The organism is Aeromicrobium panaciterrae, assembly GCF_031457275.1.
Classification (GTDB): domain Bacteria; phylum Actinomycetota; class Actinomycetes; order Propionibacteriales; family Nocardioidaceae; genus Aeromicrobium; species Aeromicrobium panaciterrae_A.
Genome location: NZ_JAVDWH010000001.1, coordinates 1,092,589 through 1,110,420, shown reverse-complemented (window position 1 = coordinate 1,110,420; position 17,832 = coordinate 1,092,589). Strand labels below are relative to the sequence as shown.

Annotated in this window: 15 protein-coding genes; 7 read left to right on the top strand and 8 right to left on the bottom strand. The window is 65.2% G+C overall.

All coding sequences use genetic code 11. The features are described from left to right. The first annotated feature begins 9 nt into the window (after nucleotides 1-9). Nucleotides 10-168 (top strand): DUF5679 domain-containing protein, encoded by a 159-nt coding sequence (locus tag J2X11_RS05820; RefSeq protein ID WP_309967837.1) that lies wholly within the window; start codon nucleotides 10-12, stop codon nucleotides 166-168. 121 nt (nucleotides 169-289) lie between these two features. Then, on the top strand, nucleotides 290-1,177 hold the full coding sequence (locus tag J2X11_RS05815) for a hypothetical protein (protein ID WP_309967835.1): 888 nt from the start codon (nucleotides 290-292) through the stop codon (nucleotides 1,175-1,177). 2 nt (nucleotides 1,178-1,179) lie between these two features. On the opposite strand, the gene J2X11_RS05810 is transcribed toward J2X11_RS05815, so the two are convergent. Further along, nucleotides 1,180-1,938: an SDR family NAD(P)-dependent oxidoreductase gene (locus tag J2X11_RS05810; protein ID WP_309967832.1), complete on the bottom strand. Its 759-nt coding sequence runs from the start codon at nucleotides 1,936-1,938 to the stop codon at nucleotides 1,180-1,182. Between the two features lie 81 nt (nucleotides 1,939-2,019). On the opposite strand from J2X11_RS05810, the gene J2X11_RS05805 reads away from it, so the two are divergent. After that, nucleotides 2,020-3,357, top strand: coding sequence for an ABC1 kinase family protein (locus J2X11_RS05805; protein ID WP_309967829.1), 1,338 nt, complete (start codon nucleotides 2,020-2,022; stop codon nucleotides 3,355-3,357). An 85-nt stretch (nucleotides 3,358-3,442) separates the two neighbouring features. On the opposite strand, the gene J2X11_RS05800 is transcribed toward J2X11_RS05805, so the two are convergent. Then, nucleotides 3,443-5,503 carry an ATP-dependent DNA helicase UvrD2 gene (locus tag J2X11_RS05800; RefSeq protein ID WP_309967826.1) on the bottom strand — a complete coding sequence of 687 codons (2,061 nt, stop codon included), beginning with the start codon at nucleotides 5,501-5,503 and terminating at the stop codon, nucleotides 3,443-3,445. Nucleotides 5,504-5,579: 76 nt separating this feature from the next. Here J2X11_RS05800 and J2X11_RS05795 point away from each other — a divergent pair, with 76 nt between their 5' ends. Beyond that, nucleotides 5,580-5,822 carry a mycoredoxin gene (locus tag J2X11_RS05795; protein WP_309967824.1) on the top strand — a complete coding sequence of 81 codons (243 nt, stop codon included), beginning with the start codon at nucleotides 5,580-5,582 and terminating at the stop codon, nucleotides 5,820-5,822. On the opposite strand, the gene nudC is transcribed toward J2X11_RS05795, so the two are convergent. From nudC to moeZ, 5 genes are read right to left on the bottom strand one after another with little or no spacing between them, the layout of a single operon-like run. Beyond that, the gene (nudC, locus tag J2X11_RS05790; protein ID WP_309967822.1) at nucleotides 5,819-6,685 is read right to left on the bottom strand and encodes an NAD(+) diphosphatase; all 867 of its coding nucleotides are present in this window, start codon (nucleotides 6,683-6,685) and stop codon (nucleotides 5,819-5,821) included. The two genes, J2X11_RS05795 and nudC, sit on opposite strands and share 4 nt — an antisense overlap. A gap of 9 nt (nucleotides 6,686-6,694) precedes the next feature. Next, nucleotides 6,695-9,841 carry an ATP-dependent DNA helicase gene (locus J2X11_RS05785; protein ID WP_309967819.1) on the bottom strand — a complete coding sequence of 1,049 codons (3,147 nt, stop codon included), beginning with the start codon at nucleotides 9,839-9,841 and terminating at the stop codon, nucleotides 6,695-6,697. Beyond that, a complete protein-coding gene (locus tag J2X11_RS05780) occupies nucleotides 9,838-13,038 on the bottom strand; it encodes an ATP-dependent helicase (RefSeq protein WP_309967816.1) in 3,201 nt (1,066 codons plus the stop codon). Before J2X11_RS05780 ends, J2X11_RS05785 begins: the two co-directional genes overlap by 4 nt. A 30-nt stretch (nucleotides 13,039-13,068) precedes the next feature. Continuing rightward, on the bottom strand, nucleotides 13,069-13,383 hold the full coding sequence (locus tag J2X11_RS05775) for an MGMT family protein (protein WP_309967812.1): 315 nt from the start codon (nucleotides 13,381-13,383) through the stop codon (nucleotides 13,069-13,071). 4 nt (nucleotides 13,384-13,387) lie between these two features. Then, on the bottom strand, nucleotides 13,388-14,560 hold the full coding sequence (gene moeZ / locus J2X11_RS05770) for an adenylyltransferase/sulfurtransferase MoeZ (RefSeq protein ID WP_309967809.1): 1,173 nt from the start codon (nucleotides 14,558-14,560) through the stop codon (nucleotides 13,388-13,390). 131 nt (nucleotides 14,561-14,691) lie between these two features. Here moeZ and J2X11_RS05765 point away from each other — a divergent pair, with 131 nt between their 5' ends. Both J2X11_RS05765 and J2X11_RS05760 read left to right on the top strand, forming a co-directional pair. Then, nucleotides 14,692-15,336, top strand: coding sequence for a TetR/AcrR family transcriptional regulator (locus tag J2X11_RS05765; RefSeq protein ID WP_309967806.1), 645 nt, complete (start codon nucleotides 14,692-14,694; stop codon nucleotides 15,334-15,336). Continuing rightward, on the top strand, nucleotides 15,333-15,584 hold the full coding sequence (locus J2X11_RS05760) for a DUF3107 domain-containing protein (protein WP_309967804.1): 252 nt from the start codon (nucleotides 15,333-15,335) through the stop codon (nucleotides 15,582-15,584). Before J2X11_RS05765 ends, J2X11_RS05760 begins: the two co-directional genes overlap by 4 nt. Here J2X11_RS05760 and J2X11_RS05755 read toward each other — a convergent pair whose 3' ends face one another. Next, a complete protein-coding gene (locus J2X11_RS05755) occupies nucleotides 15,585-16,283 on the bottom strand; it encodes a ferritin-like fold-containing protein (protein ID WP_309967801.1) in 699 nt (232 codons plus the stop codon). Between the two features lie 136 nt (nucleotides 16,284-16,419). Here J2X11_RS05755 and J2X11_RS05750 point away from each other — a divergent pair, with 136 nt between their 5' ends. Beyond that, the gene (locus J2X11_RS05750; RefSeq protein ID WP_309967798.1) at nucleotides 16,420-17,832 is read left to right on the top strand and encodes a DEAD/DEAH box helicase; all 1,413 of its coding nucleotides are present in this window, start codon (nucleotides 16,420-16,422) and stop codon (nucleotides 17,830-17,832) included.

Sequence of the window (17,832 nt, the reverse complement as noted above, 5' to 3'; positions counted from 1 at the left end):
GAGGCCGCAATGTCAGAAACATGGAGTGGCGATTTCTACTGCGTCAAGTGCAAGGAAAAGCGCGAGACGTCAGGTGAGGTCCACGTCAGTGACAAGGGCACTCGTATGGCCAAGGGCATCTGCCCGGTCTGCGGCACGAAGCTGAACCGGATCCTCGGCAAGGCCTGAGTCCCGCACCTTCCCCGAATTTCAATAAAGGCGACCCGCATCCCGCGGGTCGTCTTTATTGTGTTCCAGGACTGTGGACGCTCGGCTGGTCGTCTGCGGGAGTCGGCGTCACGCTGGCCGCATGACATTCCGTCCCGCGCTTCGCCCTGGTGCCCCACTGCTTCGCCGCGACCGAGTGAGCCTGCAGGTCGGCACCTCACCTGGCGTCGTCATCGCTGACCGTCCCGGCCTCATGGCATTGCTTCGGTTGGCCGACGGGACGCGAGATGTCGCGCGACTCCAGACGTACGCGAAGGCCAACATCCCTGAGCTCGCCTGCGACGTCCCGGCACTGATACGCGAGCTGTGTGCCCTAGGGGTCGTCTTCGACGCCTCACGCTGGAGTGCACCGCATCGACGTGGGCTCGACGCCGAGGCTCGGCATACCGATCTCTCAGGCGGCGAGCTGGGACGACTCACTCGTCGGCCCCAGTTCCGCGTGGCATTCCACGCTGACGCGGCGTCCGAGCCGATCGCGGCCGCCGCAAGGACTGTTCTCGCAGATGCGGGCATACGCGATCTCGGCTCGAACGATCCAGATCTGCTGATCATCGCCTCGAGCGGTGAGCCCGCGCGGACGGTGTTCGAGCGACCCACGTTCGCCGCACTCGATCACCTAGTCGTGATGATCGATGAAGACCGCGTACGCATTGGGCCGCTCGTGCGACCTGGACGGACTCCGTGCATGTCCTGCTACGACCGGCACCGAGCCGATTGGGATCACGCCTGGAGTGCGCTGCTCCCCCAATTCGGACGGCACACCGGCATCCTCACCCCCGCGGCACTCGATGCGGTGACCGTGCACGCGGCTGCGCTTGAGGTCGCGATCGAAGTGTTGGCGCATTGCGACGGGCGTCCGCCGCGAACAATCGGGCAGTTCCTCGCGGTCGGGCCCGGGCACGACGAGCGAAACGTCTGGCCCCTGACGTTCCATCACGGCTGCGCCTGCGACCTCCTCAGTGCGGCCTGACGTCAGGCGCTGGCGCCGCCATCGATGACGAGGTCGTGTCCGACCACGTAGGCCGACCGATCAGAGCAGAGCCACAACACCCCATCGACGATCTCGTCGAGAGTGGCAGCGCGCCCCGACGGATTGGTGTCCTTGAGCCGCTCTGACCGGTCTGCTTCCGTCTCACCTGGTCGGAGCGACATCGTGGTCTCGGAGGGCCCTGGGCTGATCGCGTTGATCCGAACACCCTCGCCAATGTGGTCCAAAGCCGCCCCGCGGGTCAGCGTGCTGACGGCAGCCTTTGTCGCGGCGTACGCGGCCATACCTGCACGACGCTGGTGGGCGCCGATGTTGGAGGCAGTGTTGACGATGACACCTCCGCCAGCGGTGCGCATGTGGCTGATCTCGTGCTTCATCGTCAGAAAAACGCCGGTCAGGTTGACGGAGACGAGACGGTTCCAGTCCTCGTCAGTGGTGTCGACCAACGCTCGACCGACTGCGACACCAGCGTTGTTGAACGCGATGTGTAGTCCGCCATGGGTGGCGACTGTTCGGGTAATGAGGTCCTCGACCTCATCTGCCACCGTCACATCAGCCGAATGGGCGGCGGCTCTCCCGCCCCTCTCCTCGATCATGGCGACGGTCTCGTCCAGCGGTCCGGCGCTCCGCCCAGCCACAACGACGGTCGCACCCTCCTTGGCGAATGCCAGCGCGGCAGCACGCCCAATGCCCGAGCCACCGCCCGTGACCAGGGCAATCCGATCGGCAAACTCCTGTGACATGACTCCCCCTCGACGTGATCGAATGCAGAACCTGATCATGCTCGCACAGCCACGTCGGGTCGCCGCGACTATCCTGACTCGGTGGTAGACGACAAGCCCGAAGGACGGCCGCTGAGCGGCAGCGCGTTCGCGCGCACTGCCAGGCTCGCGTCGCTGCCAGTCGGCTTTGCCGGACGTACGACGCTCGGCGTCGGCAAGCGCATCGTCGGTGCGCCGGCACAGGCGGTGATCGACGAGGTGCAACGTCGTACGGCCGATCAGATCTTCACGGTGCTCGGGCAGCTCAAGGGCGGCGCAATGAAGTTCGGCCAGGCCATGAGCATCTTCGAGGCAGCGCTGCCCGATGAGCTGATCGGCCCGTACCGAGAGACGCTGACCAAGCTGCAGGACTCCGCCCCACCGATGCCGCCTGGTGTTGTGCATCGGGTGATGGTCGAGGAGTTCGGCGAAAACTGGCGAGACCAGTTCCCAACCTTCGGTGATGTTCCGGCCGCCTCGGCGTCGATCGGGCAGGTTCATCGGGCGACCTGGCTGGATGGAACTGAGGTGGCGGTCAAGATCCAGTACCCAGGTGCCGCCAAGGCGTTGACCGCAGACCTGCGCCAAATCGCTCGGATGGCTCGACTGTTCGGCATCCTCGCCCCGGCACTGGATGTCAAGCCACTCATCGCTGAGCTGCAGGACCGCGTTGCCGAGGAACTGGACTACTCGCTCGAAGCTGGCGCGCAGAGCGTGTTTGCCGGCGCATTCGCCGACGATCCCGAGGTTGTGATCCCCGAGCCGCTCGCTCACACCGAGCGAGCCCTGGTGTCGGAGTGGCTCGAGGCCGACTCTTCGCTGGCGCAAATCATCGCCACCGGCACACAGGAGGAGCGCGATCGCTACGGCGAGGCCTACGTACGGTTCCTGTTCGCCGGTCCCGAGCGGGCCGGGATGCTGCACGCTGATCCGCATCCGGGCAACTTCCGGATCATGCCGGACGGCCGGCTCGGAGTGGTCGACTTCGGCGCTGTGGCGCGCCTCCCTGACGGACTTCCTGAGTCGATGGGACGTCTACTGCGTCTGGTCGTCGACGGAGACTTCGAGGCCGTCGTCGCTGGATTGCACGATGAGGGCTTCCTCAAGCGCGGTGTCGAACTCGATCCCGACACGATCGCGCGCTATCTCGGACCGTTCGCCGAGCCTGCCCGAGTCGAGCGGTTCACGTTCAGCCGCGAATGGATGCGCGAGCAGATGCAGCGGGTGAGCGCACCGACGGCCGAAGGCATGGGCACCGCAATGAAGCTCAACCTCCCGCCGCAGTACCTGCTGATCCACCGCGTGTGGTTCGGCGGTATCGGCGTACTCAGCCAGCTCGGCGCAACGGCGCCGTTCCGCTCGATCGTCGAGGAATCGCTACCCGGGTTTGCCGAGGCTTGAGGCCGCCTGCGGCCGAACGGCCGAGGCAGGTTGAGCGTGCCGCGCCGTAGGCGCCAGGAAGGTCGAAACCCGGTGACCCGACAGCTCAGCCCTTAACCAGAGCTAGTACGGACTCGGCGTACTTCTCGAGCTTGGCCGGCCCAATGCCTGGGACCGCAGCGAGCGCGGCTTCGTTGGTCGGCTTGACCTCCGCGATCGACTGCAGCGTCGCGTCGGTGAAGATCACGTATGCGGGCTTCGCCTGCTGGGTGGCCTCGGTCGAGCGCCAGGCACGAAGGCGCTCGTAAAGCCCCTCGTCGTAGCTGGGTGGGCAGTCGGCGCACCTACCGAGCTTTCGGTCGGCAACCGCGAGGACGGTGTTGCAGACCCGGCACGTTTTGGATGAGCGCAGTGCGACCTTGCGATCGCGCGGCTGCTTGGTCGTCTGCCGCGCTTCGTGATTGCTCGGGAGCAGGGTGTCGAGGAATCGCGTGGGTCCGCGGTTGCCGCGGCCACCGCGGCGGCGGGTGGTGGCCCACGAGATCATCAGGTCGTTGCGAGCGCGCGTCAGGCCCACGTAGAAGAGCCTGCGCTCCTCCTCGATCGCCACCGGGGTGTCGGCGTGAACGCTCGGCATCATGCCCTCGTGCATACCGACGCAGAAAACGGCGTCCCACTCGAGCCCCTTGGCTGAGTGCAGCGTCGCCAACGTGACGCCGTCGGCGGCCGGGGCGTGCGCCTGATCAGCTCTGCGAGCCAGATCGGCCACCAGCGCATCAATGTCTGCTGCGGGATCAGCCTCCACCAGATCGGCGGCCATCGACACGATCGCGTGCAGCGACTCCCACCGATCACGTACAGCTCCAGCACCGCTCGGCGGCTTGTCGGTGTGTCCCATGCTCGACAGGACCGCGCGTACCTCGTCGACCAGCTCGCCTCCACCCTCGCCGCCTCGGGCCGCTCCACGCAGCAAGGCGACGGCCTGCCGCACCTCGGCGCGGTGGAAGAACCCCTCAACCCCGCGGAGGACGTAGGGAATGCCGTGCTCGCCGAGCGCCTCCTCGAAGGTCTCGGACTGAGCGTTGATGCGGAACAGGATGGCCATCTCCTTGAACGGCACCCCTCGGCGGTTCATCAATGCGATCTCGCTCGCTACGGCCGCGGCTTCGGCCTGCTCGTCGGGAAAGCCCGCGTAGGTCACTGGATTGCCCGGCTCCTGCTGCGACTGGAGGCGTACGCCCTGGTTGACGTCAGTCACCTTGCTGAACACGGCGTTGGCTGCGTCCACGATCTGCGGGGTCGATCGGTAGTTGCGTACGAGTTCGTAGCGCTCGGCACCCTCGTGCTTGCGAGCGAAGGACGCCAGGATCTGCGGCGAGGCGCCCGCGAAAGAGTAGATCGTCTGGCGCGGGTCGCCGACGACGCAGATGTCGTTGCGGCCACCGAGCCAGAGGTCGAGCAGGGTCGACTGGAGTGGGTTGACGTCCTGGAACTCGTCGACGACGAACCAACGGTATTGGCTGCGAACCTGCGCCGCGATGCGCTCGTCATCGGCGAGGATCGCCGCGGTCACGAGCAGGATGTCTTCCATGTCGATGCGCCCACGCTCGCGCTTGACGTCTTCGTAAGCGGTCAGAACGTTGGCCACGTCGTCGTGGTCGAGGTCGGCGACTTCTCGCCGCGCAGCTGCCGCCCTCTCGGCATAAGTCGACGGCGGAATGTTGCTGACCTTGGCCCATTCGATCTCCGACGAAAGGTCTCGGAGCAAGGGTGTGTCACCACGGCGTCCGAGCCGCCGGAGCGCGTCGGCGACCAGCGGGAACTTGGACTTCACGATCTCGGGGAACGGGCCGCCGTAGACATGGGGCCAGAAGTATTGCGCCTGACGCAGCGCCGCCGAGTGGAACGTGCGGGCCTGTACTCCATCGGCGCCGAGGGTGCGCAAGCGTGTGCGCATCTCGCCGGCCGCACGGGTCGTGAACGTGACCGCAAGAACCTCGGTTGGCTTGTAGACGCCGGTCGCCACTCCGTACGCGATCCGGTGCGTGATCGCCCGGGTCTTGCCGGTGCCTGCACCCGCGACGACACTGACCGGTCCGCGCAGCGCCCGAGCGACATCAGCCTGCTCGGGGTCGAGACCCGTCAGCAGGTCGTCGGCATCAGGCACACGGGCTCCTCAGGGGAATGCGGTGGATCGGTCAGGTGTTGAGACAATGAAGACTAGTCGTCAAAGGAGACAGTTCATGTCGAGCACGTTCACCCTCTACTCCACCCCGTGGTGTGGCTACTGCCATCGCCTCAAGGGGCAGCTGAAGCGAGAGGGCATCGAGTTCGACGAGGTCGACATCGAGGCTGTTCCTGACGCGGCTTTCGTCGTTGAGCAGGCCAACAACGGCAACCAGACTGTCCCGACGCTCGTCTTCACTGACGGCACGGCACTGACCAACCCGTCAGTCGCTCAGGTCAAGGCTCAGCTCGCTAGCTAAGCCCACTTCCCGTGGATCACGCCGCCGTGCCACGTCTGCAGGAGCCAGCGGGAGATTGAGACGTTCGGCGGCAGCAGCAAGTCGCTCGACGCTGTCATCTCGGTAACTTCTTCGCGGGTGAACCAGCGCGCTTCGGCGATCTCGTTCTGGTCGACCTTGATGTCGGTGCTGAGCGCCTCGCCGAAGAATCCCAGCATCAGACTCGACGGGAAGGGCCAGGGCTGGCTGCCGGCGTACGTAACCTTGCCGACCTCGATGCCGACTTCTTCCATGACCTCACGGCGTACAGCGTCATCGAGGGTCTCCCCTGGCTCCACAAAGCCAGCCAGGGTTGAGAAGCGCCCCTCGGGCCAGATCGGCTGACGACCCAGCAGCGCCCGGTCGTCGCCGTCGGTGATGAGCATGATGACGGCTGGATCCGTGCGCGGGAAATGATGTGTGCCGCAGGCCGGGCAGATGCGCGTGTGGCCTGCCTCTGCCTGCTCGGAGGGCGATCCACACTTGGCGCAGAACTGGTGGGTTTCGTGCCAGCGTGAGAGCCCGATGGCGTGCACCGCGAGCGACGCCTCGTCCGGGGCCACGGAAGGACCGAGGATGCGCAGGCTCACCGGCTCGAGCTCCTTGGGTACGCGGCCGCTCACCACCACTGCGGCGTGGTGGACGCCGTCCTTCGTGCCGAGGTAGATCCAGTCACCGTCCGGAGCTTCGTCGATGCTGATCCAGCGGATACCTTTGCCGCCCTCGGTGGCTACGTGTTCGCCGCCGATCACCATGACGCGCAGCGGCTCGGCCGTGCGCCAGGCATCGTCCTTGCGAAGGTGTGCGGTTCGGTCGTGCTGGGCGTGATCGAAGGCGTAGTCCACCCGATCAGGCTAGTTGCCGCTGAGAAGCGCCTCCAGCGCCGGGCGGTCGAGCAGGTCGTCGGCGCCATATCGCACGGTCTGACCCAGACGTACGTAGTAGAACGCGCCGGTCACGTCGGCGGGGTCGACGCCACTGAGCTCAGCCCACGCCAGCCGGTAGATCGACAACTGCAAAGGGTCAGCGGTCGCCTTCTTGTTGGTCTTCCAGTCGACGACCTCGAATCCGCTCCGGCCGTCGTCGAGGCTGGTGGCGAAGACCGCGTCGATACGCCCGATCACTTGCTGTCCCGCCAACACGATCGAGAAGGGTGCCTCAATCGCATGTGGGTTGCGCTGGCCGTACTCGCCATCGCTGAACATCTGGATGACCTCGTCCAGCTCGGCGTCCGAGTTGAGATCGACATCGCCTTGGCCCGGAAGTTCTGCCGGGTCTAGCAACACCTGTTGGCCGTAGTGCGCCTCGACCCAGGCGTGGAACCTGGTGCCGAAACGGGCGGCAGGAGAAGGCTGGCGCGGCATCGGGCGGGCAAGCTCGCGCGCGAACTTCGCCTCATCCTCGGCAAGCCCGAGCATCGACGTGGTCGACACCGAGCCGGGCAGCGTCACGACTCGCTCCTTGGCAGCCACTGCGTCCGCTTCCGCAAGCAAGAGATCGACATCTGCGCTCAATTGGTCGAGTCGATCTACAGGGATCAGTGGCACATCATGTGCTGGCTGATCGGGCCGGTCAAGAATCTCGCGTACCGCGGCAGCAAGAGCATGGCGACGAGCGAGGACCGGCGGGGCTGCCGGCCATTCGGCACGCCGCACAGTGTCGAGGTGGGGGTTGGTCGCACCATCAACGGGCGCTTCAGCCCACACGGTCGCGTGATGGCCGGCGTCGATCAGCCACTTGCGAGTCTCAAGGAGGAACTCCGAAGGGCCGCGCGGCTTGATCTGGGTACGGCCCCACCAGTGACCTGACAGAACGAGTCGCTCCTCGGCACGGGTGTAGGCGACGTACGCCAAACGGCGCTCCTCCATCTGCCCAAGTTCCTTGATCCGTCCGTCATGGACGCCGCGTGAGTCGTCAGTCCAGTCCTCGGGAGCGTCCGCCATTTGAGGCAGGCTCGACCGGTCACCGCGCAGGGCCGTGGGGACCGCGTTCGCGTATGTGATCCAGTTGGCGCGGCCCTGCCCCGTGGGAAAGACCGTCGCTGACATGAAGGGCACGAAGACGGTGTTCCACTCCAGCCCCTTGGCGCGGTGGACGGTCAGGAGTTTGACCGATTCTGCCTCGGATGGGGTGAACACCTCCATCCCTTGGTTGTAAACCTCTTCGGCGTTGAAGTACGAAAGCAGACCCGCCAGCGACGCGTAGCGATCGCTCTCTGCATAGGTCGCCACAGCATCCAGGAACAGCGCGAGGTTGTCACCAGCTCCCTCGACATCACCCGCTTCGAGTTCGATGTCGAGGTCGAGCGCTCTAACCGCGCGGCGGGTGAGGTCAATCAAAGGCTCACTGCTGTGGCGACGTACCGACGAGATGAGGCTTGCCAGCTCACCGAACCGTTCGCGGGCGGCGTCGGAGTAGTTGAAGTCTCCTAGATCCTCAAGGGCATCGGCCAACGCGACAATTTCGGTCGGGTCGGTTCCTTCGACAGCATGAGCGAGGTCGGCCGCCAACGATGACTCCGACTCGGCGCCACCCACCGATCGGCTGAGCTGCGAGGCCCTTCGGCCAAGCAAGGCAAGGTCACGTGGCCCGATGTTCCAGCGGGGTCCGGTGAGCAGGCGCAGAGTAGCCGGATTGGCGGTGACGTCGTCGACGACTTCGAGAAGGGAGACGACGTCCTGAACCTCGGGCTGTGCCAGCAGTCCCTGGAGGCCGACAATCTCGAACGGTATGTGTGAGTCACGGAGCGCCTTGACGATCTCTCCGTTCTCGGCGGCCACTCGTACGAGGATCGCCACGCTGCGCAGGGGTACGACGCCCTCATCACGAATCTCCTCGATCTCGCGCACCATCGCGCTGATCTCCTGCGACACGGTCGAGTGCAGCGAGACCTCGACCTTGCCGCCTGCTTCCTTGCCCGAGGTCAGGGGTTCGACGCTGCGAGTCACCTTCGCGTCGTCGTAGAACGCCGAGATGATGCTGTTGGCTGCGCCGATGATCTCGGGGCGGCACCGGTAGGTCTGCCGGAGCGTCAGCCTCTCCCCTGGGACACCGTCGATCGCAAAGTCATCGAGGAAGTCCTCGAGGTTGCCGGTCGCGGCACCGCGCCACCCGTAGATGCCTTGAGCAGGATCGCCGACCGCCGTGACCGGGAGTCCCTTGAACAGGCCAACGAGCAGATCGCGCTGAGCCACCGAGGTGTCCTGGTATTCATCGAGCAGTACGACGTCGTACTTCTCAAGCATCGACTCGCGAACCTCTGGAAGCATCGCAAGTTGTGCGCCCCACGCCATCTGATCGGAGAAGTCCATGACGCCGTCAGCGAGCTTGGCGAGCCGGTACGCGTCGACCAGCATGCTCAGCTCGGTGCGCTTGCGGGCTGTCGCCGATGACGCTGCGATGACCTTCTGGTCGGAGATTGCCGCGATCACCTGAGCGTCGTAGTCACGGAGAGCCTCCGGAGTGACCAGGTGTTCGGACAGCTCGGAGTCGAGCTTCATCGCATCCGGCACGAGGCGCGGAACGTATGTGGTGACGAGGTCCAGCGTCCCTTCGTATGACTCGACGGCTCGGGCGAAACGCTGGAAGCGCGAAGCGTCCGTGACGACCCGCAGGTCGGGCTCCACTCCGAGTCGGAGACCGTGCTCAGCGATTAGCGAGCCCGCGAACGCGTGATAGGTCGAGGCCGTGACCTCGCCCCAGCCGGCTTCAGCATGGTCGACGCCGAGCGTTTCGAGGCTGGCGCGGATGCGCTGCCCGAGCTCGGCCGCGGCTTTGTTGGTGAACGTCAGGCCGAGGATGCGTTCCGGAGGGATGCCCAGGTGTCCCACCAGCCAGACGACACGCGCCGCCATGACTGTGGTCTTGCCTGATCCAGCGCCCGCGATGATCGCGCTCGGAGCGTCGAGGCCAAGGGTAATCGCATCGAGTTGAGCCCGCGAGAACTGCCGATCCAGCCGTTCGATGAGATCCTGCTCGTTCGGGACGAGCGGGCCGTTCACGACTTCTCCTCGATCAGGATCGACGAGCCATCGTCATGCGCCGGGCAGATGCGCTTGAACGCGCAGTAGCCGCACGCATCGCCCACGGTCGCCGCGAACTCCTCGGCACCGATGAGGCGAACGGCTTCCTGCACCTGCTCGCGTGCGGTCGTGGTCCCCTCCGGAGCGCCCTGTTGATTGCGGATCGTGGCCGACTTGGTGTCAGTGCGTAGGTAGACGAGCTCGGCTCCCGCCGCACCAGCGCCCGCCGACAGAGTCTCCGTGCCGCCCGCCTCAACCACCAACTGGTAAACACCCAGCTGCGGGTTGACCTCGGCGTCCTTGGCCTTCATTGCCTTCTTGGACGTCTTGAAATCGACAACATGGATGCCATCGTCGGCGAGCTCCACCCGGTCCATCGACCCGGTGAACTGTGTCGCTCGGCCATCAACGTCGATCGTGACATCGAAGTCATGCTCGACCGCGAGTACCTCCCGCGGGTTCTTGCGATGCCACAGCACGAATTTCTCCAGCGCTTCCACGGCTTCGCCACGCTCGCGCAGGCTGATCCAGGGAGCCAACCCGAGGGCGCCCCACACCGCATCGATGTGGGACGAAAGCTCGGCTACCTCGGGCTCGACCCCGCTTCGTACGGCTTCTGCGGCAAGAGCGTGAACGATTGAGCCAAAGCCCTGAGCAGCTGATGTGCCGCGGTCTCCCTTGGCTTCGTGACCGGCGAACCATTGAAGGGCGCACTTGGCGAGCGTGTTCATCTGACTTCCGGAGAGCCGGAGTGGCACCTCAGGGTCACGTACGGGGGTGTCGGTCGCCGTGCGCTCAACCAGGCCCCACCAGCGATCCGGGTGGGCTGGGCGACCCGAGGAATGCTGAGCCAATCGAGCGAGCTGGATCGCCACACGTTCCCGCACAGCCGGATCATCGGTGGACTCGCCGATGCGGCGGAGTTCGGCAATGGCGCCGCGCAATGACAGCGAGCGCTGAGGTCGGGGCTGGGCGTCGGGAAGCGTACGGCTCACCGCACCAGACAGGTGTGCGTGCAACTCACCTACGAATCGCGACGGCTGATCTCCTTCATCTGAGCCACTGGCAACTGCAGTGACCACAAGGCGAGATCTGGCACGACTGCACGCGACATAGAAGAGGCGGCGCTCCTCGGCCGCCGCAGCCCACGGCGATGGCGGGGGCAGCACACCGTCTGGCGAGAGCCGGTCTCCCTGCAGGAGGCTCCCGCGAGCGCGCACATCCGGCCATTCGCCGTCCTGGACGCTAGCAACAACGACGAGTTGCCATTCGAGCCCCTTGGCTCGATGAGTTGTCATCAGCTGAACGGCTTCCCCTGAGTCGCCGCTCTGGGCGATCGAGTCGGCTGGGATCTGCTGCGCCTCGAGAGCTCGAGCAACCTCAGCGACCGAGCGATGGGCCTCGCGCTCCTCAGCGCGAGCGGCCTCGGCGAACAAGGCGCAGATGGCATCAAGGTCATGATTGGCGCGAGCACTGCCGTCGCCATCGCCTTCAGCTTCAGCCTGGAGCCTGGTCGGCCAGCGCGTACCGTCCCAGACGGTCCAGAGCACCTGCTCGGCTGGCGCCCCGCTCTTGATCTGGTCGGCGGCTTTGCGAAGAAGCTCACTGAGCTTGGCGGCCGCCTCGGCAGCTCGCGCGGGTGGGCCGACCACTTCGAGTGTCGAGAGAAGTACGGGATCACCGAGCGCCTCTGCGATGAGAAGTCGTGACGCTCGCGGAGTCTCGCCATCTGCGGCATCGAACTTTCGAAGAGTCCGGCCGAGGCGGCGTACACCCGCAGCGTCGAGGTGCCCCAGCGGGCCGGTGAGCAGGGAGTGCGCCACATCCGGCGTCATCTTCTCGCCACGACTCATCGAATCGGCGGCATGAAGGGCAGACAACAAGGTCCGTACCGCAGGCTCGACGGCCAGCGGTAGTTCGTCGCCCGCGACCTCGACCGGCACGCCCGCTGCGACCATCGAACGCTGCAGCCTCATGAGGTGGACACCGGATCGTACGAGTACCGCCATGTCGCGCCACGCGACGTGATCGTGCAAATGGGCCTCCCGAAGCATCAGGGCAATGTGCTCGGCCTCGGCTGTCGGCGTGGAGTACGTGTGCACGACGACAGAGCCCGGATCGTCGACCTTGCTCGTGGGATTGCGCAGGGCGTCGTAAGCCGATCCATCAACAGCGCCGAGAGCACCCTTGTTGTCGACGATCGATCTGACCGCGGAGGCGATGACGGCGCCATAACGGTTGGTGTAGCCGAGAGTAATGCGTGGAGCAGGACCGGCCGACGTGGCGAATCGATCCGGGAAGTCGACTATGCCGCGCACATCAGCCCCTCGGAAGCCGTAAATCGACTGATAGGGATCGCCGACGACGACCAGGTCGCGTCCGTCTCCCGCCAGAGCGCTCAACAGCTCGACCTGCAACGGATCGGAGTCTTGGTACTCGTCCACCACGATCAGGGCAAGCTTGGATCGCCATCGGTCACGAACTTCGGGATCCTTGAGCGCATTGACGACCGCGAAGATCAGGTCGGTGTGATCAATCGTGTTGGCCAGGGCCGCGACCGCTGTCACCTCGTCAAAGAATGTGGCCGCGGATTTCCAGTCATCACGGTCTACGCGTGCCGCCACCTGTGCAAGGTCGGCGTCGTCCATGCCCAACGCGCGGGCAGACGCGATCAGCGAGCGCAGCTCTGATGCGAGTCCACGCGTCCGCAAAGCGGGACGCAGCACCGCCGGCCATTTCTCCGCATCGACGCCAGCCAGGACCTCGGCGATCATGGCGTCATTCTCGGGAGCGCTCAACAATCGGATCGGACTGGCAAAGTCTGTCGGTGACTGCTCCGCGCGCAACAACGCGTAACAGAACGCGTGGAAGGTCATCGCCGGCGTCGTGCTCGTCGTGCGGGCCAGTCGGCGAGCGATACGCGACCGAATCTCTTGAGCCGCTTTGCGGCTGAAGGTCAGAACAAGGATCTGATCAGGACTGAGTCCGCCGTTCTCGACGCGATCGACGACCAGCTCGACGAGTGCCGTGGTCTTGCCCGCCCCCGGCCCAGCCAGCACCTGCAACGGGCCACCGGGTCCCGACGCGAAGTGGTCAAGCACAGCCTGTTGGCTGTCGTCGAGCACCGGTGGGGTGATCGACGCAGCGGTCGGCCGCTGCAAGACGTACTCGGGCATGAGCCCCATCTCATCAGACAGGTGTGACACTCAGGCTTCGAATCGCCAGAGTGCTTCCGTCATGTCCACGGCCGATCCGTTGCCCTTCATCGGCGTGCCCTCTTCGACGTAGTGCACCTGGGCATCAATCCCATGCGATGGCGGCAGGCTGCCATCGGCTCGGACGACTCGCCACCAGGGCACGCCACCGCCTTCGAGAGCCATGACGCGACCCACCTGACGCGGTCCGCCTTCTTGCAGGATCTCGGCGATCAGGCCGTACGCAAGGACCTTCCCCGGCGGGATCTGCTCAACCAGCTGCAGAACCCGCTCGGTGAAGTCCGCCTCAGAAGACGGTGCAGTCATGACCTCAGTATGTGGGCTGGCTCGGGTCGATCTGGTTGACCCACGCGACGACGCCGCCTCCAACGTGTACCGAGTTCTCGTAGCCAGCGCCCTTGAGCACCGCGAGCGCCTCGGCAGAACGTACGCCGGACTTGCAGTGCAGCACGATCTGCTTGTCGCCGGGCAACTGCTCGAGAGCTTTGCCGTTGAGGAATTCGCCCTTGGGGATCAGGATCGAGCCCGGGATCTTGTTGATCTCGAACTCGCCCGGCTCGCGTACGTCGACGAGCACGAAGTCGCGGCCGCCGTCGTTGCGCTCCTTGAGCCAACCTTCGAGGGTCGTGACCGAGATCGTCGAGTCAGCGGCCGCGTCGGCAGCTTCGTCGCTGATCGCGCCACAGAACGCTTCGTAGTCGCTCATGAGCGCGGTGATCGGCTCGCCATTCGGATCGCGGCGGATGTTGAGCGTCGAGTAACGCATCTCGAGTGCGTCATAGACCATCAGGCGGCCGATGAGCGGATCGCCAATTCCAGTGATGAGCTTGATCGCTTCGGTGACCATGATCGAGCCGATCGACGCGCACAGCACGCCCAGCACTCCACCCTCGGCGCAGGACGGGACCATGCCGGGCGGCGGCGGCTCGGGGTAGAGGTCGCGATACTGCGGACCTTCCTGGGCCCAGAAGACGCTGACCTGGCCTTCGAAGCGGTAGATCGAGCCCCACACGTACGGCTTGCCGAGCAGGACCGCCGCGTCGTTGACGAGGTAGCGGGTTGCGAAGTTGTCGGTGCCGTCGACGATCAGGTCGTAGCCCGAGAAGATCTCGAGCACGTTGTCGGTGTCGAGGCGTACGTGATGCAAGATCGTCTTCACGTACGGGTTGATCTCGGCGACCGAGCGGGCGGCGGACTCGACCTTGGGCAGGTCGATGTCGGACTGTCCGTGGATGACCTGGCGCTGCAGGTTGGACTCGTCGACGACGTCATCATCGATGATGCCGAGGGTGCCGACGCCAGCTGCGGCCAGGTAGAGGAGTGCGGGGCTGCCGAGTCCGCCGGCACCGATCACGAGGACCTTGGCGTTCTTAAGACGCTTCTGCCCGGTCATGCCGACGTCGGGGATGATGAGGTGTCGGCTGTAGCGACGGACCTCGTCGATCGTGAGCTCGTCAGCGGGTTCGACTAGTGGGGCAACCACGGTGTTCTCCTCATTGCTTGTGCTGGTGGTGGCATAACGCCACGACCGCCCTCCATTGTTCCGCGAAGCGCCCACATGACACGACTGGCGTCCGGATCGTGGGCGAACAGGGGTCGACTACGCTGAGCGATGTGAGTGAAGTCATTCCGCTGCGGCCTCGTACGAGTCGCCTGCCCCGGACCGCGCGTCGTGCCCAGCTCCTTGAGGTTGCCCTCAAGGTATTCGTCGAACAGGGCTATCACTCGGCCTCCATGGACGAGATTGCCGAGCGCGCTGGCGTCTCCAAGCCGGTCCTCTATCAACACTTCCCTGGCAAGCTCGACCTCTACCTCGCATTGCTCGAGACGTCGTGCGACACCGTCATCGACGGCGTCAAGACGGCTCTCGCCTCGACAACCGACAACCGCAAGCGCGTGAAAGCGACGATGGAGCTCTGGTACGACTACGTCGCCGGCCAGGGTGAAGCGTTCCGTCTCGTATTCGAGTCCGATCTGACCAACGACCCGTCCGTACGTGAGCAGGTCGACCGCGTCATCGAGGAGTCGGCTGCCGCCATCGCCGAGGTAATCCACGAAGACACCGGCCTGCCTGGCGCCGCCTCGCATCTGCTCGCCGTCAGCCTTGTAGGCATGGGCCACGTCGGAGCTCGCAACTGGTTGTCCGCAGACTCAAGCCTCACCCGCGATGAAGCGGTGCAGCTCGCCGCCGGCCTCGCATGGCGCGGCATCGGCGGGTTCCCCCGCAATGAAGACGACACGAACCAAGGAGATGAGTGACCGTGGAGGTCAAGATCGGCGTCCAGTACGCCGCCCGCGAGCTGTCAGTTGCAACCGAGTCCGAGCCGCAGGCGGTGCTCGACGCACTCAGCAAGGCGATCGCTGACGACTCGGTGTTCGTCCTGACCGACGACAAGGGTCGGACAGTTGCCGTACCCGCAGCACGCGTTGCCTACCTCGACTTCACGTCAGACGTCGGCCGCAAGGTCGGATTCGGCCTCACCGCCGTCCCCGCCTCGAAGAAGTAACTAGGCTGCGAGGCCCAGCTTTTCCATCCGGGCTGCGTGGCCTTCGGTGAGCCGCGTGAACATGCGGCCGATACCGGCGAGGTCCATGCCCGGATGGTCGACGCCACCCACGAGGACGGCGCTGAGCGCATCGCGCTCGGCAACGACCATCTGTGCCTGACTGAGCGCTTCGCCCATGAGGCGGCGACCCCAGAGTGCAAGTCGACCGCCAACCTTCGGATCGTCTTCGATCGCACCGCGTACGGCGTCGATCACGAACTCCGAGTGGCCCGTGCCGCTCAATGTTTCGAGCACCAAAGCACGAGTCTCTGCATCGAGGTACGCCGCGATCTCGCGGTAGAAATCGGCGGCAAGACCGTCACCGACGTACGCCTTGACGAGGCCTTCGAGCCAGTCGGCGGGCGCAGTCTGCTTGTGGAACCGGTCGAACGTGTCGGTGAACGTCGCCATGATCTCGTACGGATCCTCGCCGAGCTCGACGAGACGATCACGCAGCTGCGCGAAGTGATCGAATTCCGCCGCTTCCATCGCCATGATCTCGGCCCTGGTCTTGAGGTCCGGCGCCATCTTCGCGTCCTCGGCGAGCCGCTCGCAGGCGGTGATCTCGCCGTACGCGAGCACGCCGAGCAGCTCGATCATGCCTTGGCGGTAGACCGGATCGTCGATCTCATTGGGCGATGGGGAGTCCTCAGAAGCCATAACTCCGCAGCGTAGCGCGGGCTCCGGCGCAACGGACGATAGAATGGCTGCTACTTGACCTTGAGAACTCGTCTGAGAATCTCATGCATCCGAAGAATTCGAGAAGACAATCACTACGTTTAGAGATCTGGGCGTCATGCCCGAGATCGCCGACGCTCTCAAAGAGGTCGGCATCGAAGAAGCTTTCCCCATCCAGGAGATGACCCTTTCGGTCGCACTGATGGGCACCGACTTGATCGGACAGGCGCGTACCGGAACCGGCAAGACGCTGGCGTTCGGCATCCCCGTCATCCAGCGCACCGTTGCACCCCACGACGCCGACTACGACCAGGTCGTTGCTGGCAAGCCGCAGGCCCTGATCGTTGCTCCCACGCGTGAGCTCGCCATCCAGGTCGCCAGCGACATCGCCGTGGCCTCCAAGCTGCGCGGTACGCGCAACCTCACGATCTACGGCGGCGTCCCGTACGAGACACAGCTCGACGCTCTCGAGTCCGGCGTCGACATCGTCGTTGGTACGCCGGGTCGACTCCTCGACCTCGCCAACCGCGGCGCACTCGACCTGTCGCACGTGAAGTCGCTCGTCCTCGACGAGGCCGACGAGATGCTCGACCTGGGCTTCCTGCCTGACGTCGAGTCGCTGCTGGCTCGCACACCCGAGACCCGCCAGACGATGCTGTTCTCGGCGACCATGCCGGGCGCGATCGTTGGTCTGGCCCGCAAGCACATGCGTCACCCCATGAACATTCGCGCCGAGTCCGGCGACGATGACAGCCAGATGGTGCCCGCAACGGCACAGTTCGTCTGGCAGGCGCACGACATGGACAAGCCCGAGATCGTTGGCCGCATCCTGCAGGCCGACGACGTGGGTCGCGTCATCATCTTCACCCGCACCAAGCGCACAGCGCAGCGTGTGGCTGATGAGCTCATCGACCGCGGCTTCCCGGCTTCGCCGCTGCACGGCGACATGGCTCAGCCCGCTCGCGAGAAGGCGCTGACCCGCTTCCGCGAGGGCAAGATCGACATCCTCGTCGCGACCGACGTTGCCGCTCGTGGCATCGACGTCGCCGGCATCACGCACGTCATCAACTACAACTGCCCCGAGGACGACAAGACGTACGTCCACCGCATCGGCCGTACGGGTCGCGCTGGCGCATCCGGCATCGCTGTGACGTTTGTCGACTGGGCTGACCTGACGCGCTGGAAGCTCATCAACTCAGCTCTCGGACTGCCGTTCGACGAGCCGCAGGAGACCTACTCGACGTCAGATCACCTGTTCCACGATCTCGGCATCGACCGCGGAGTCAAGGGTCGCCTGAAGGCAGCCTCGCCCCGTGAGCCCAAGAAGGACGACGACCGCGGTGGCCGTGGTCGCAGCGGCGGCGGCGGAGGCCAGCGTTCCGGTGGTGGTCAGCGCGGCGGTGGTGGCGAGCAGAAGCAGGCCGCAACTGCGTCGGCATCGACTAGCTCGGGCGACGGCGCACCTCGCACGCCTCGCAAGCGCAACCGCAACCGTTCACGCGGTGGCGCACCGGTCGCCAAGCAGGACTAG